The following is a 14,111-nucleotide window of genomic DNA, read 5'->3' as shown; positions in this document are numbered from 1 at the left end:
CCTTCCCCTTCCGGGGCAGCGTATCGCTGACGCTTATGCGCTTATGCGCCTTCGCGCGACGCGCGCTTGCGCTCGTGTTCCTTCAGGAATCGCTTGCGCAGGCGGATGCTCTTCGGCGTGATCTCGACCAGTTCGTCGTCGGCGATGAATTCCACCGCGTATTCGAGCGTCATCTGGATCGGCGGCACCAGGCGCACCGCTTCGTCGGTGCCCGAGGCGCGCACGTTCGTCAGCTGCTTGCCCTTGATCGGGTTGACGACCAGGTCGTTGTCGCGGCTGTGGATGCCGATGATCATGCCTTCGTACAGCGGGTCGCCCGGCTTGACGAACATGCGGCCGCGATCCTGCAGCTTCCACAGCGCGTAGGCCACGGCCTCGCCGTCGTCCTGCGAGATCAGCACGCCGTTGTGGCGCTCGCCCAGGCCGCCCTCGCGCACCGGCGCGTAGTCGTCGAAGATGTGCGAGATCAGGCCGGTACCGCGCGTCAACGTCAGGAATTCGCCCTGGAAGCCGATCAGGCCGCGCGCCGGAATGCGGTATTCCAGACGGGTACGGCCCTTGCCGTCCGACGCCATGTCGAGCAGTTCGCCCTTGCGGCGGCCCAGCTCTTCCATCACGGCACCCTGGTGGCCGTCCTCGACGTCCACGGTCAGCAGCTCGTACGGCTCGTGCTTGACGCCGTCGATTTCCTTGAACACCACGCGCGGACGCGACACGGCAAGCTCGTAGCCTTCGCGGCGCATGTTTTCCAGCAGGATGGTCAGGTGCAGCTCGCCGCGGCCCGACACTTCGAACACCGTGTCGTCGCCGGTCTCGGCCACGCGCAGCGCCACGTTGGACTTCAGTTCGCGGTCCAGGCGCTCACGCAGCTGGCGGCTGGTGACGAACTTGCCTTCGCGGCCGGCCAGCGGCGAGGTGTTGACGCAGAAGTTCATCGTCAGCGTCGGTTCGTCGACCTTCAGCATCGGCAGCGCGTCCTGCGCGTCGGGCGCGCAGACGGTGCAGCCGATACCGAGCTCTTCGATGCCGTTGATCAGCACGATGTCGCCGGCCTCGGCCTCGGGCACGATCTCGCGCTCCAGACCACGGAACTTCAGCACCTGGTTGATGCGGCCCTTGATCGGGTTGCCCTCGGGACCGAACTTGACGACCACGTCCTGCAGCGGACGGGCACGGCCGCGCGAGATGCGGCCGACGCCGATCTTGCCGACATAGCTCGAGTAGTCCAGCGAGATGATCTGCAGCTGCAGCGGGCCATCCGGATCGTCATTGCGGACCGGCACCTTGTCGAGCACGGTCTCGAACAGCGGCTTCATGTCGCCGTCGCGCACGTCCTCGGTCAGGCCGGCGTAGCCGTTCAGGCCCGAGGCGTAGATCACCGGGAAATCGAGCTGTTCGTCGGTCGCGCCCAGCTTGTCGAACAGGTCGAAGGTCTGGTTGATGACCCAGTCCGGACGGGCGCCCGGGCGGTCGATCTTGTTGATCACGACGATCGGCTTCAGGCCCAGCGCCAGCGCCTTGCGCGTGACGAAGCGGGTCTGCGGCATCGGGCCTTCGACGGCGTCGACCAGCAGCAGCACGCCGTCGACCATCGACAGCACGCGCTCGACCTCGCCGCCGAAATCGGCGTGGCCCGGGGTGTCGACGATATTGATATGGGTGCCGTTGTACTCGACCGCGCAGTTCTTCGCCAGGATGGTGATCCCGCGTTCTTTTTCCAGGTCGTTCGAGTCCATCACCCGCTCCGCAACCTGCTGGTTCTCACGGAAGGTGCCTGCCTGGCGCAGGAGTTGGTCCACCAGGGTGGTCTTGCCATGATCGACGTGGGCGATGATGGCGATATTGCGGATTGCGCGGGTCATTGCGGCTCTCGCTTGCAGCTGGGCATCAAAATTTAACCCGCCATTCTAGCATGTTGCGGCGCAAAACTGCGGGACGCGTCTCTGCCTGTCTTTCGTCTTGCTGCAAGGCCTTGAGGCGCACTATTTCGCAATCCGCAATGACAAATTGACGTTCTTGTTGTTTCGTCAATCGCCGCATATATTTGCCACGGCAAAGATTGCATAGGCAAATGATGAACGCGCCCGCCACCGACGATACCTACCCTTTCGACCCCGCCTCCTATCGGATCTGCGACAGCGTCGGCTATCTGATGGCACGCGCCAAGGGCGAGCTGTCGCGCGATGTCGAGCAGGAGGTCGGCGCGCTCGATATCACGCACGCCCAGGCTTCTTGCCTGGTGATGCTGGCGCATGACCGCGCCCGCACGGTGACCGATCTGGGCCGCGAACTGAACACCGATATCGGCTCGGTCACGCGGCTGATCAGCCGCATGGAGAAACGCGGCCTGGTCGAGCGCCAACGCAGCGACGCCGATCGGCGCATCGTCGATCTGCAGGTCACGCCGGCCGGCTGGGCGCTGGTCGAGCAGTTGCCCACGATCTTCTGCCGCGTGCTGAACCGGCGCTTCCGCGGCTTCTCGGAGGCGGAAGTGGCGCAGTTCCGCGACATGCTGCGACGGGTGATCGCCAACAACTCCGGGTAGCGCCGCTGCCGCAGTCCCGTACGTCCCGAATCCATCGGCGGCCCGTGCCATCCGGCACCGGACCGCGGCATCCGTTTTTCGTTGTCGCCATCCCATGAACCACCAACTTTCGACTTCCCGCCGTGCCGTGGCACGGCAACCGGCCCGCCGCCTCGGCTCCTTCGCGCTGACTGCGCTGGCCGCCGCCGCGCTGGCCGGCTGCGCCGCCTTCGGCAATTCCCACACCACCCAGGTCATGACCGATCCCGCGCAACTCGCGACGGCGCAGACTCTGCCCGGCCAGCATGGCCAATGGCCGTCGCAGGACTGGGTCGACCAGTTTGGCGATCCTCAACTGCGCGCGCTGGTCGACGAGGCCGTGCAGAGCAGCCCGAATCTGCAGGCAGCGCTGGCGCGGGTGCAGGCCTCGCGGGCGATGGCCGATGCCACCCGCAGCGCGCTGTACCCGCATATCGACTTCGATGCGTCGCTGTCGCGCCAGCGCTTCTCCGAGACCGATCTGTACGAAGGCACGCCGCGCGCCGGCTCCTGGCAGAACCTGTCGCGCATGCAGGCCGGCCTGTCCTGGGACCTCGACTTCTGGGGCAGGAACCGCTCGGCGCTGGAAGCGGCGCTGTCGGACGACCGCGCCGCCGAAGCCGAAAGCCAGGCCTCGCGGCTGCTGCTGACCACCGCGGTGGCGCGCAACTACGCGCGGCTGGCCGCGCTGTTCGCGCAGCGCGATGTGGCCGAGCGCGCGATCGCCCAGCGCGGCGACCTGACCGAGCTGTCGCGCCAGCGCCTGTCGGCCGGTCTCGACACCCAGGTCGAAACGACGCAAGCGCGCGCGACGGTGGCCTCGGCCCGCACCGACCTGCAACGGATCGACGAAGAGATCGCGCTGGCGCGCAACCAGATCGCCGCGCTGCTCGGCAAGGGTCCGGATCGCGGGCTGGCCATCGCGCGCCCGACGCTGCTGGCGCATGCGACGCCGACGCTGCCGGACAACCTGGCGATCGACCTGCTCGGCCGCCGGCCCGACCTGGTGGCGGCGCGCTGGCGCGTCGAGGCCTCGTCGAAGGACATCGACGTCGCGCGCGCCGAGTTTCTGCCCAATGTCACGCTGAGCGCCTTCGCGGGCCTCGCCTCGCTCGATCCGTCCAACCTGCTGCTCGGCATCAGCCGCCAGTTCGGCTTCGGCCCGGCGGTGCGCCTGCCCATCTTCGAGGGCGGCCGGCTGCGCGCGAACCTGAAGGGCAAGCACGCGCAATACGACCTGGCCGTAGCGAACTACAACCAGACGCTGGTCGATGCGCTGCGCGAGACCGCCGATACGGTCACCAGCATCCGCAGCGTCGATCAGCAGATCCAGACGCAGCGCGAGGCGCTGGATCTGGCCGAGCACGCCTATGCGCTGGCGACCACGCGCTACAAGGCTGGCCTGGGCACGCAGCTGACCGTGCTGAATGCCGAGAGCAACGTGCTGCAGCAGCGGCGCCTGGCCACCGATCTGCAGGCACGGCGGCTGGATCTGCAGATGGCGCTGGTCAAGGCGCTCGGCGGCGGTTATCAGCAGCCGGACGAGGCCAGCGCTTCCCGGCCGGCACAGGCCCCCAGCCCCGCCACGCCGGCGCACGGCTGAAGCGCCCGACCACCAGCCATACGACATCGAAAAACAACGACAACGTCCGAACCGTTCAAGCGACCGACATCATGAGCGACCAACAACAGAACGCGGCCACCCGCACGCAACCCTCCGACAACAACAACGGCAAGCGCAAGCGCCTGCTGCTCTCGCTGACCGCCGCCGTGGTGGTCGCGGGCCTGGCCTACGGCGGCTACTGGGCCCTGTATGCGCGGCATTTCGAAAGCACCGACGACGCCTACGTGGCGGGCAACGTGGTCCAGGTGACCCCGCTGGTGCCCGGCACCGTGGTGGCGATCGGCGCCGACGACACGCAGCTGGTCAACGCCGGCCAGCCGCTGATCCAGCTCGACCGCGCCGACAGCGAGGTCGCGCTGGCCCAGGCCGAGGCCCAGCTGGCACAGGCGGTGCGCGAGGTGCGCACGCTGTACGTCAACAACGGCTCGCTGGCGGCCAACGTGGCGCTGCGCCAGGCCGATGTCGCGCGGGCGCGCGAGGACCTGAAGCGCCGCCAGGCGATCGCCGGCTCGGGCGCGGTCTCGTCGGAAGAGCTCGCGCATGCGCGCACCACGCTGCAGGCCGCCGAATCGGCGCTGCAGGCGGCGCGCGAACAGCTCGCGTCGAACAAGGCGCTGACCGACCAGACCACGGTCGAGAAGCACCCGAACGTGCAGCGCGCCGCCGCCAACGTGCGGGCCGCCTATCTGAGCTATGCGCGCTCGGCGCTGCCGGCGCCGGTGACCGGCTATGTCGCCAAGCGCTCGGTGCAGGTCGGCCAGCGCGTGGCCGCCGGCGCGCCGCTGATGGCGGTGGTGCCGCTCGACCAGGTCTGGGTCGACGCGAACTTCAAGGAGGTCCAGATCACGCATATGCGGATCGGCCAGCCGGTCACGCTGCATGCGGACGTCTACGGTACCGACGTCGAATACCACGGCAAGGTGGCCGGCTTCTCGGCCGGCACCGGCTCGGCGTTCTCGCTGCTGCCGGCTCAGAACGCGACCGGCAACTGGATCAAGGTGGTGCAGCGCCTGCCCGTGCGCATCGCGCTCGATCCGCAGCAGCTGAAGGACCATCCGCTGCGCATCGGCCTGTCGATGAACGTCACCGTCGACGTGCGCAAGACCGAGGGCGCGGCGATGACGACGACCACCGCCAGCAAGCCGATGCAGACCGATGTCTATGACAAGGTCGGCCACGATGCCGATGCGCTGATCGCCCGCATCATCGCGACCAACAGCGGCCGCCAGGGCGCCGAGCCGGCGGCTCCGGCCTCGGCGGCGCGCGCTTCGACCGCCCGCGCCTCGACCGCGAATTCCACGGCAACCGCCAAGAAAGCGACCACGCACGCCTGATCATGGCCGATACCCTGACCGCCCGCGAGGGCGTCGAACCCACGCCCCCGGCGGCCCCTGCTGCGCCAGCCCGCCCGGCGCACCAGCAGCCGCTGTCGGGCGGCAAGCTGATCGTCGGCACGATCGCGCTGTCGCTGGCCACGTTCATGAACGTGCTCGACTCGTCGATCGCCAACGTATCGATTCCCGCGATCTCGGGCGACCTCGGCGTGTCGCCGAACCAGGGCACCTGGGTCATCACCTCGTTTGCGGTGGCCAACGCGATCTCGGTGCCGCTGACCGGCTGGCTGACCACCCGTTTCGGCGCGGTGCGGCTGTTCGTCACGTCGATCCTGCTGTTCGTGCTGTCGTCGTGGCTGTGCGGCGTCGCGCCGAACCTGGAAGTGCTGCTGGCCGCGCGGATCCTGCAGGGCGCGGTGGCCGGTCCGATGATTCCGCTGTCGCAGTCGCTGCTGCTGTCGAGCTACCCGCCGCACAAGAGCACGATGGCGCTGGCGCTATGGGGCATGACCACGCTGGTCGCGCCGATCATGGGCCCGCTGCTGGGCGGCTGGATCTCGGACAACATGACGTGGCCGTGGATCTTCTACATCAATATCCCGGTCGGCATCCTGGCCGCGTACGCGACCTGGGTCATCTATCGCGACCGCGAGACGCCAAAGCGCGTGCTGCCGATCGACACGATCGGGCTGGCGCTGCTGGTGATCTGGGTCGGCGCGATGCAGCTGATGCTGGACAAGGGCAAGGAGCTCGACTGGTTCCATTCGACCGAGATCGTCATGCTGACGGTGGTCGCGGTGGTCGGCTTCCTGTTCTTCCTTGCGTGGGAGCGCTACGAGAAGCATCCGATTGTCGATATCAGCCTGTTCAACGGCCGCAACTTCAGCGCGGGCGTGGTCGCGATCTCGGTCGCCTACGGGCTGTTCTTCGGCAATCTGGTGATCCTGCCGCTATGGCTGCAGACCATCGTCGGCTATACCGCGACCGATGCCGGCATCGTGATGGCGCCGGTGGGCATCTTCGCGATCCTGCTGTCCCCGGTGATCGGGCGCAATCTGCCGAAGATGGACCCGCGCTGGGTCGCCACCGCGGCCTTCGTCACGTTCGGCATCGTCAGCCTGATGCGTTCGCGGTTCACGATCGACGTGGACACCACCACGCTGATGATTCCGACGCTGATCCAGGGCGCGGCGATGGCGATGTTCTTCATCCCGCTGACGTCGATCATCCTGTCGGGACAGCCGCCCGACAAGATCCCGGCGGCCTCGGGCCTGTCGAATTTCGTGCGGATCACGTTCGGCGCGATCGGCGCCTCGGTGTCGACCACCGTGTGGGAAAACCGCTCGGCGATGCACCATGCGCACCTGGTCGAACAGGCCAATCCGTACAACCCGATCTACAACGCCCAGGTCGAACACCTGATGCAGCAGGGCATGAGCCATCTGCAGGCGGTCGGCATGATCGAGCGCACCATCTCCCAACAGGCGTCGATGCTGGGCGCCAACGATATCTTCTGGATCTCGGGGGTGATGTTCTTCGCGCTGATCGTGTTCGTCTGGCTGACGAAGCCGAAGAGTGGCGGAGGCGGGTCGGCGGATGCGATGGGGGCGCATTGAGGCTCGCGCAATGGCGCACGCCGCTTGCGCTCTCCCCCGCCGCTGTCCCGCAGGCGGGAGAGGGGAGAAAACACGCTGCAATCCGGACGCTTCGCACGCGTGGAGGACCGACGGTGCTTTCCCTCTCCCGTTTGCGGGAGAAGAAAACCAGACTCTTCGCACCAGTAGAGAACCGACGGGGTTCTCCCTCTCCCGCTTGCGGGAGAGGGCCGGGGAGAGGGAGATCCGCCCGGATCAGTCGGCGGGAGTCAATCTGACCAGCCGCTCCGGCCGCAGCGCGCCTTCGCGCCATCTGGCCACGCCCAGCAGCCGCGGCGGTTCGCCGCCATAGACGCGCGCCAGCGCGTCTTGCTGCAATCCAAGCGCTGCGAACGCCTGTGCCGGCAGATCGCGCCCGGCAATCCGTTGTCCCTGCAGAAAACGCTGCGTCGCGGCGGCATCGAGCGTGACCGGCGCGCAGCGTTGCAGCAGCGCGTCCACCGGTGCCAGCAACGCCGGACGCGCCGCGTCGTCGTGCTGGCCCAGCTGCTCCAGCGTGACCGCGCCGTCCAGCGTCAGATCGCCGACCGCGGTGCGCCGCAGCGCGGTCAGATGCGCGCCGCAGCCGAGCGCCTCGCCGATGTCCTCGGCCAGCGTCCGGATATAGGTGCCCTTGCTGCAGGTCACGCGCATCGCGAACACTGGCGCGCCGGGCAGCTCGCAGCGGAGCAACGCGATCTCGTGGATCGTCACGCCGCGCGCCGCGCGCTCGACGGTCTGGCCCGCGCGCGCGTACTCGTACAGCGGGCGGCCGTCCTTCTTCAGCGCCGAATGCATCGGCGGCACCTGCTCGATCGCGCCGACGAAACGCGCCAGCGCTTCGTTCAGCGCCGCGGCATCGCAGCGAACCGGACGCTCGGCGATCACCTCGCCTTCCGCATCGCCGGTCGACGTGCGCTGTCCCAGCCGCACGGTCGCCTCATAGGTCTTGTCGGCATCGAGCAGATCCTGCGAGAACTTGGTCGCCTCGCCGAAGCACAGCGGCAGCAGCCCGGTCGCCAGCGGGTCGAGCGTGCCGGTATGGCCGGCCTTGTTGGCGCGCAGCAGCCGCTTGGCGCGGATCAGCGCATCGTTCGACGACAGCCCGAGCGGCTTGTCGAGCAGCAGCACGCCATGCACGTCGCGGCGCGGCAGCCGCGGCGGACGTGGAGCGTTGGAATCGGTCATGGGAGAGGAAACGGCGAGGAGCGGTGCCGTACTTGAGGAGCGATGACGACGCAGGACGCACCGGCGCCGCGGACTTACTCGTCCTTGGCGCGCGTGGCGTTGGCCTGGTCGATCAGCCTGGACATCTCGATCGCGTGTTCGACCGAGGTATCGTGCACGAAGCGCAGCGTCGGCACGGTATGGATATGCAGCCGCTTGAACAGCAGCGAATGCAGGTAGCCGGCCTTCTCGTTGAGGATCGCCTCGGCGTCGGCCGGCTCGGCGCCCAGCACCGTGAAGTGGACCTTGGCGTGCGCGTAGTCGGGCGTCAGCGCCACTGACTGCAGCGTGACCAGGCCCAGGCGCGGATCGCGCAGTTCGCGCTGGATCATCTCGGCCAGATCCTTCTGGATCTGATCGGACAGGCGCAGGTTACGGGAGGAGATATTGCCTTTCTTGGCCATGCGATACGACTTTGCCAGCGGCGTCGCCGGCTAAGGCGATGGGTCCGACGGCGTAGATGGGCCGGCGGCGGCAAACCGGTGAAGGTTCGCCGCCGCGGCGCGCCGCCTTACAGCGTGCGCGCGACCTCGGTGATTTCATACACTTCGAGCTGGTCGCCTTCCTGAACGTCGTTGAAGTTCTTGATCGACAGACCGCACTCGAAGCCCTGCTTGACCTCCTTGACATCGTCCTTGAAGCGCTTGAGCGAATCGAGCTCGCCCGAGAACACCACGACGTTGTTGCGCAGCACGCGCACGAAGGCGCCACGCTTGACCAGACCGTCGGTGACCATACAGCCGGCCACCGCGCCGATCTTCGGCACGCGGAACACCTGGCGCACCTCGACCTGGCCGATCGTCACTTCGCGCTTCTCCGGCGCCAGCATGCCCGACATCGCCGCCTTGATCTCGTCTACCGCATCGTAAATGATGTTGTAGTAGCGGATGTCGATGCCGTTGCTCTCGGCCAGCTTGCGCGCACCGGCGTCGGCCCGCACGTTGAAGCCGATGATGACCGCCTTCGATGCCGTCGCCAGGTTGACGTCGGACTCGGTGATGCCGCCCACCGCGCCGTGCACGATCTGCACCCGCACTTCGTCGGTCGACAGCTTCTGCAGCGACTGCACCAGCGCTTCCTGCGAACCCTGCACGTCGGCCTTGACGATCAACGGCAGCGTTTGCACTTCGCCTTCGGTCATCTGCTCCAGCATGGTCTCGAGCTTGGCCGCCTGCTGCTTGGCCAGCTTGACGTCGCGGAACTTGCCCTGGCGGAACAGCGCGATTTCGCGCGCCTTGCGCTCGTCGGGCAGCACCAGCACTTCCTCGCCGGCCGCCGGCACTTCGGACAGACCCTGGATCTCGACCGGAATCGACGGGCCGGCTTCCTTGGTCGGCTTGCCGTTCTCGTCGAGCATCGCCCGGACACGGCCGTAGGCGCTGCCCGCCAGCACGACGTCGCCGCGCTTGAGCGTGCCGCTGTTGACCAGCACGGTTGCCACCGGGCCCTTGCCCTTGTCCAGCTGCGCTTCGACGACCAGGCCCTTGGCCGGCGCGTCGACCGGCGCCTTCAGCTCCAGGATTTCGGCCTGCAGCGACACCTGCTCCAGCAGTTCTTCGACGCCCGCGCCGGTCTTGGCCGACACCGGCACGAACGGCGAATCGCCGCCGTACTCTTCCGGCACGACCTGCTCGGCCACCAGTTCCTGCTTGACGCGGTCCGGGTTGGCTTCGGGCTTGTCGATCTTGTTGATCGCCACCACGATCGGCACACCGGCCGCCTTGGCGTGGGCGATCGCCTCCTTGGTCTGCGGCATCACGCCGTCATCGGCGGCCACCACCAGGATCACGATATCGGTCGCCTTGGCGCCGCGCGCACGCATCGCCGTGAAGGCCTCGTGGCCCGGCGTATCGAGGAAGGTGATCACGCCGCGATCGGTTTCCACATGGTAGGCACCGATATGCTGCGTAATGCCGCCCGCTTCGCCGGCCGCGACCTTGGTGCGGCGGATGTAGTCCAGCAGCGAGGTCTTGCCGTGGTCGACGTGACCCATCACGGTGACGACCGGCGGACGCGGCAGCTGCTCGGCGTCCGACTGGTCCTCGCCGCCTTCGATCAGCAGCGCTTCCGGGTCGTCCAGCTTGGCCGCCAGCGCCTTGTGGCCCATTTCCTCGACCACGATCATCGCGGTCTCCTGGTCCAGCACCTGGTTGATGGTGACCATCTGGCCGAGCTTCATCATCTGCTTGATGACCTCGGAGGCCTTGACGGCCATCTTGTGGGCCAGATCCGCCACCGAAATCGTCTCGGGCACATGGACCTCGCGCACCACCGGCTCCATCGGCGCCTGGAAGCCGCTGCGGTCGTCCTGCTGATGCTTGCCGCCACGGCCGCGCGGGCCGCCGCGCCAGCCGCCGACACCGCCCGACGAATCGCCGCGGGTCTTCAGGCCACCGCCCTTCTTGCGCGAACCTTCGTCCTGCCAGGTCGACGAGCCCTTGACCACCTTGCCGGTCTTCTTGTCGACCGTCGTGGCAGCCACCGCGGGCTTCTTGTCGTCCTTCTTGGCCTCGACCGTGCCGGCCGGCTTGACCGGCTTGTGCAGCGTGCCGCTCTGCTCGGCCTTCTTTTCCTCGGCCTTGCGCTCGGACGGTGCCTTCAGCACGCGCGCCGGCGCATTGAGCATCTGCTGGATCGCGCGAGCCTCGGCCTCGGCGGCCTCGCGGCGCTTGCGGGCCGCGTCCTGCTCGGCGCGCACCTTGTCGGCGGCGGCCTTCGCATCGTCGGCGGCCTTCTGCGCGGCGGCGCGTTCGGCCGCCAGACGCGTCTTGTCGTCCTCGGCCTTCTTGCGGTCCGCGTCCTCGTTGGCCTCGCTCGCGGCGCGCGTCGCCGCGGCCTCTTCCTCGGCCTTGCGGGCAGCCAGCTCGGCCTGGCGGCGCTCTTCCGCCTCCAGCGCTTCCTGGCGTGCGCGGCGCTCGGCTTCCTCGCGTTCGGCCGCCTCCTGGCGGGCCTTCAGCTCGGCTTCCTGGCGCGCCAGCAATTCGGCCTGGCGGCGTTCCTCTTCGGCGCGGCGCGCCAGCTCGGCCTGGTCGACCACCGGCTCGGACACTTCCTGGCCGTCGGCCGCGCCATCGGCGGGCGTCTCGTCGCGCTTGATCAGCACGCGCTTCTTGCGCACCTCGACCTGCACCGTGCGCGTCTTCCCGGTCGCATCCGCCTGGCGGATCTCCGAGGTTTCGCGCTTGGTCAGCGTGATCTTCTTGCGCGAGCCGTCATCGGCCTGACCGTGCGAACGCTTCAGGTAGTCCAGCAACCTGGCCTTGTCGGTCTCGGTGACCACGTCCTCAGGCTTGGACTTGCCCACCCCAGCTGCCTGCAATTGTTCCAGCAGGGCAGCTGCGCTGCGACTCAGTTCTGCGGCCAGTTGGGCAACTGTTGTGCTTGCCATTCAAACCCTTTCAATGCTCGGTTTCTACGTCGGGACAGTCTTGTGCGGAAAGCGCGCTCTATGCGAACGTGTCCCTCAGTTGAACCAGTGTTCCCGTGCTTTCATGATCAGCGCCTTGGCTTCTTCTTCGCTGACCCCGGTCATCTCGACCAGTTCGTCGACCGCCAGTTCGGCGAGGTCGTCACGCGTGTGGATGTCGCCTTCGGCCAGCTTGCCGATCAGCTCCGGCGTCAGGCCGTCGAGCGAGCGCAGGTCCTGCGACACCGACTCGACCTTCTCTTCGCGGGCCAGCTCCATCGTCAGCAGCGCATCGCGGGCGCGATTGCGCAGCTCGTTGACGGTGTCCTCGTCGAAGGCCTCGATCTCCATCATCTCGCTGATCGGCACATAGGCGACTTCCTCGAGCGAGGAGAAGCCTTCCTCGATCAGGATGTCGGCCACTTCCTGGTCCACGTCCAGCTTGGACATGAACAGGCGCCGCACCACTTCGCTTTCCTCGGCCTGCTTCTGTGCCGATTCTTCCTGCGTCATGATGTTGATCTGCCAGCCGGTCAGCTCGGACGCCAGGCGCACGTTCTGTCCGCTGCGGCCGATCGCGACGGCGAGGTTTTCCTCGTCGACCACGACATCCATGCTGTGCTTCTCTTCATCGACGACGATCGACTGCACTTGCGCGGGCGCCAGCGCGCCGATCACGAACTGCGCCGGATCTTCCGACCACAGCACGATGTCGACCGCTTCGCCGCCAATCTCGTTGCGCACCGCGGTGACGCGGGTACCGCGCACGCCGACGCAGGTACCGATCGGATCGATGCGCTTGTCGTGCGCGACCACCGCGATCTTCGCGCGCACGCCCGGGTCGCGGGCGGCCGCCTTGATCTCCAGCAGGCCCTGTTCCATCTCGGGCACTTCGTTCTCGAACAGCTTGATCAGGAACTGCGGCGAGGTGCGCGACAGCTCGATCTGCGGGCCACGCGCGGTGCGGTCCACATTCAGGATATACGCTCGAACGCGGTCGCCGGTACGCAGATTTTCCTTCGGAATGATCTGGTCGCGGCCCAGCAACGCCTCGACGCGGCCGGACTCGACGATCAGGCCCTTCTTGTCGGCGCGCTTGACCGTGCCGGTCATGATCTTCTCGCCGCGCTCCAGGTAATCGTTGAGGATCTGCTCGCGCTCGGCGTCGCGGATCTTCTGCAGGATCACCTGCTTGGCGGCCTGCGCGCCGATGCGGCCGAATTCGACCGACTCGATCTGCTCCTCGACGAATTCGCCCAGTTCGATGTTGGCATCCTGCTCACGGGCTTCGAACAGCAAGATCTGCTTGTCCGGCTCCTGCAGGCCCTGCTCGTCGGGCACCACCAGCCAGCGGCGGAAAGTCTCGTGCTCGCCGGATTCCCGATCGATGTGCACGCGGATATCGACGTCTTCCTCGAAACGCTTCTTGGTGGCCGAAGCGAGAGCCGCTTCCAGCGCACCGAATACCACATCCTTGTCGACGTTCTTCTCGCGCGCAAGCGCATCGACGAGCAACAGAACTTCGCGGCTCATTGCTTGTTCCCTTTTCTCTGATTTCCTTTGAAGTCGATTACCGGCACCAGGCGCGCCTTGTCGACATCGGATACGGTAAATTCCAGCAGCGCCGGGCCATCCTTGCCCTCGAATTCCAGGCCGATCTTCTCGGCGCCGGGCTCCCCGGTGGGCGGCTGCAGGATGCCGACGAAGTTCTTGCGGCCGTCGATCGGCAGGCGCAGCGTCACGCGCACCTCCTCGCCGGCAAAGCGAACATAGTCGGCCAGTTTTTTCAGCGGACGGTCCAGTCCCGGCGAGGAAACCTCGAGGCGTTCGTAATCGACGTTCTCGACGGTCAGCACGTGGGTCAGCTGGCGGCTGACCTTTTCGCAATCCTCGATGGCAATGCCGGTGTCAGGCTGATCGATATAGACGCGCAGCAACCCGCCTGGGGCGCGTTCGAGTTCGACCAGCTCATACCCCATGCCGGTCAGTGTGGTTTCGATCAAATCTGCCAGATGCACTGTCGTTCCGAAAAATGGCCATCAAACTACCGGGCGAGGCCGCGGCGAATGGCCGGCTGCCTGCCGTCATCTCCGGCGGAGCCCCACATCGCGATTTTCCGCGTGTTCGGACGATCGGACGAACCAAAAAAAAATGGGCGGAACGCCCATCATTCGCCCATCCCCTTGGAGGATGACTTTTTGAATAGACTCGCATTATACGCGCTAGGGCCACAAAAGGCAAAGCCGAGCGAAGGGGGCACGGACTGTGCCCGCCCTCGCCCCGCGCCACCCTGCGGCCGGGCGCGCACGCGCCTCAGCGTTTG

General features: G+C 67.0%; 10 protein-coding genes. 4 read left to right on the top strand and 6 right to left on the bottom strand.

Annotated features, from left to right (window positions below):
* Positions 1-41 precede the first annotated feature (41 nt).
* On the bottom strand, positions 42-1,862 hold the full coding sequence (gene typA / locus B551_RS16595; protein ID WP_023264592.1) for a translational GTPase TypA: 1,821 nt from the start codon (positions 1,860-1,862) through the stop codon (positions 42-44).
* 209 nt (positions 1,863-2,071) lie between these two features.
* Between typA and B551_RS16590 the strand changes: the two genes are divergently transcribed.
* The 4 genes from B551_RS16590 to B551_RS16575 all read left to right on the top strand — a co-directional run bounded on the left by B551_RS16590 (position 2,072) and on the right by B551_RS16575 (position 7,137).
* Positions 2,072-2,545 carry a MarR family winged helix-turn-helix transcriptional regulator gene (locus B551_RS16590; protein ID WP_006576027.1) on the top strand — a complete coding sequence of 158 codons (474 nt, stop codon included), beginning with the start codon at positions 2,072-2,074 and terminating at the stop codon, positions 2,543-2,545.
* Between the two features lie 94 nt (positions 2,546-2,639).
* On the top strand, positions 2,640-4,166 hold the full coding sequence (locus B551_RS16585) for an AdeC/AdeK/OprM family multidrug efflux complex outer membrane factor (RefSeq protein ID WP_052511397.1): 1,527 nt from the start codon (positions 2,640-2,642) through the stop codon (positions 4,164-4,166).
* Positions 4,167-4,237: 71 nt separating this feature from the next.
* Positions 4,238-5,521 (top strand): HlyD family efflux transporter periplasmic adaptor subunit, encoded by a 1,284-nt coding sequence (locus B551_RS16580; RefSeq protein ID WP_023264590.1) that lies wholly within the window; start codon positions 4,238-4,240, stop codon positions 5,519-5,521.
* A 2-nt stretch (positions 5,522-5,523) separates the two neighbouring features.
* Positions 5,524-7,137, top strand: a complete 1,614-nt coding sequence (locus tag B551_RS16575; protein ID WP_023264589.1) for a DHA2 family efflux MFS transporter permease subunit — start codon at positions 5,524-5,526, stop codon at positions 7,135-7,137.
* A gap of 234 nt (positions 7,138-7,371) precedes the next feature.
* Here B551_RS16575 and truB read toward each other — a convergent pair whose 3' ends face one another.
* From truB to rimP, 5 genes are all read right to left on the bottom strand, one after another.
* Positions 7,372-8,343 (bottom strand): tRNA pseudouridine(55) synthase TruB, encoded by a 972-nt coding sequence (truB, locus tag B551_RS16570; RefSeq protein WP_006577320.1) that lies wholly within the window; start codon positions 8,341-8,343, stop codon positions 7,372-7,374.
* A 74-nt stretch (positions 8,344-8,417) separates the two neighbouring features.
* Positions 8,418-8,786 carry a 30S ribosome-binding factor RbfA gene (rbfA, locus tag B551_RS16565; protein ID WP_006577321.1) on the bottom strand — a complete coding sequence of 123 codons (369 nt, stop codon included), beginning with the start codon at positions 8,784-8,786 and terminating at the stop codon, positions 8,418-8,420.
* A 107-nt stretch (positions 8,787-8,893) separates the two neighbouring features.
* The gene (gene infB, locus B551_RS16560) at positions 8,894-11,770 is read right to left on the bottom strand and encodes a translation initiation factor IF-2 (RefSeq protein ID WP_023264588.1); all 2,877 of its coding nucleotides are present in this window, start codon (positions 11,768-11,770) and stop codon (positions 8,894-8,896) included.
* A 75-nt stretch (positions 11,771-11,845) separates the two neighbouring features.
* Positions 11,846-13,321, bottom strand: a complete 1,476-nt coding sequence (gene nusA / locus B551_RS16555; RefSeq protein ID WP_006577322.1) for a transcription termination factor NusA — start codon at positions 13,319-13,321, stop codon at positions 11,846-11,848.
* Positions 13,318-13,806, bottom strand: coding sequence for a ribosome maturation factor RimP (gene rimP / locus B551_RS16550; RefSeq protein WP_006577323.1), 489 nt, complete (start codon positions 13,804-13,806; stop codon positions 13,318-13,320). The genes nusA and rimP overlap by 4 nt, the downstream gene beginning before the upstream one ends.
* Positions 13,807-14,111 lie beyond the last annotated feature (305 nt).

It is taken from the genome of Cupriavidus sp. HPC(L) (assembly GCF_000307735.3).
Taxonomy (GTDB): Bacteria; Pseudomonadota; Gammaproteobacteria; order Burkholderiales; family Burkholderiaceae; genus Cupriavidus.
Note: the sequence above shows the minus strand (reverse complement) of the source record. Positions and strands in the feature narration are given on the sequence as shown.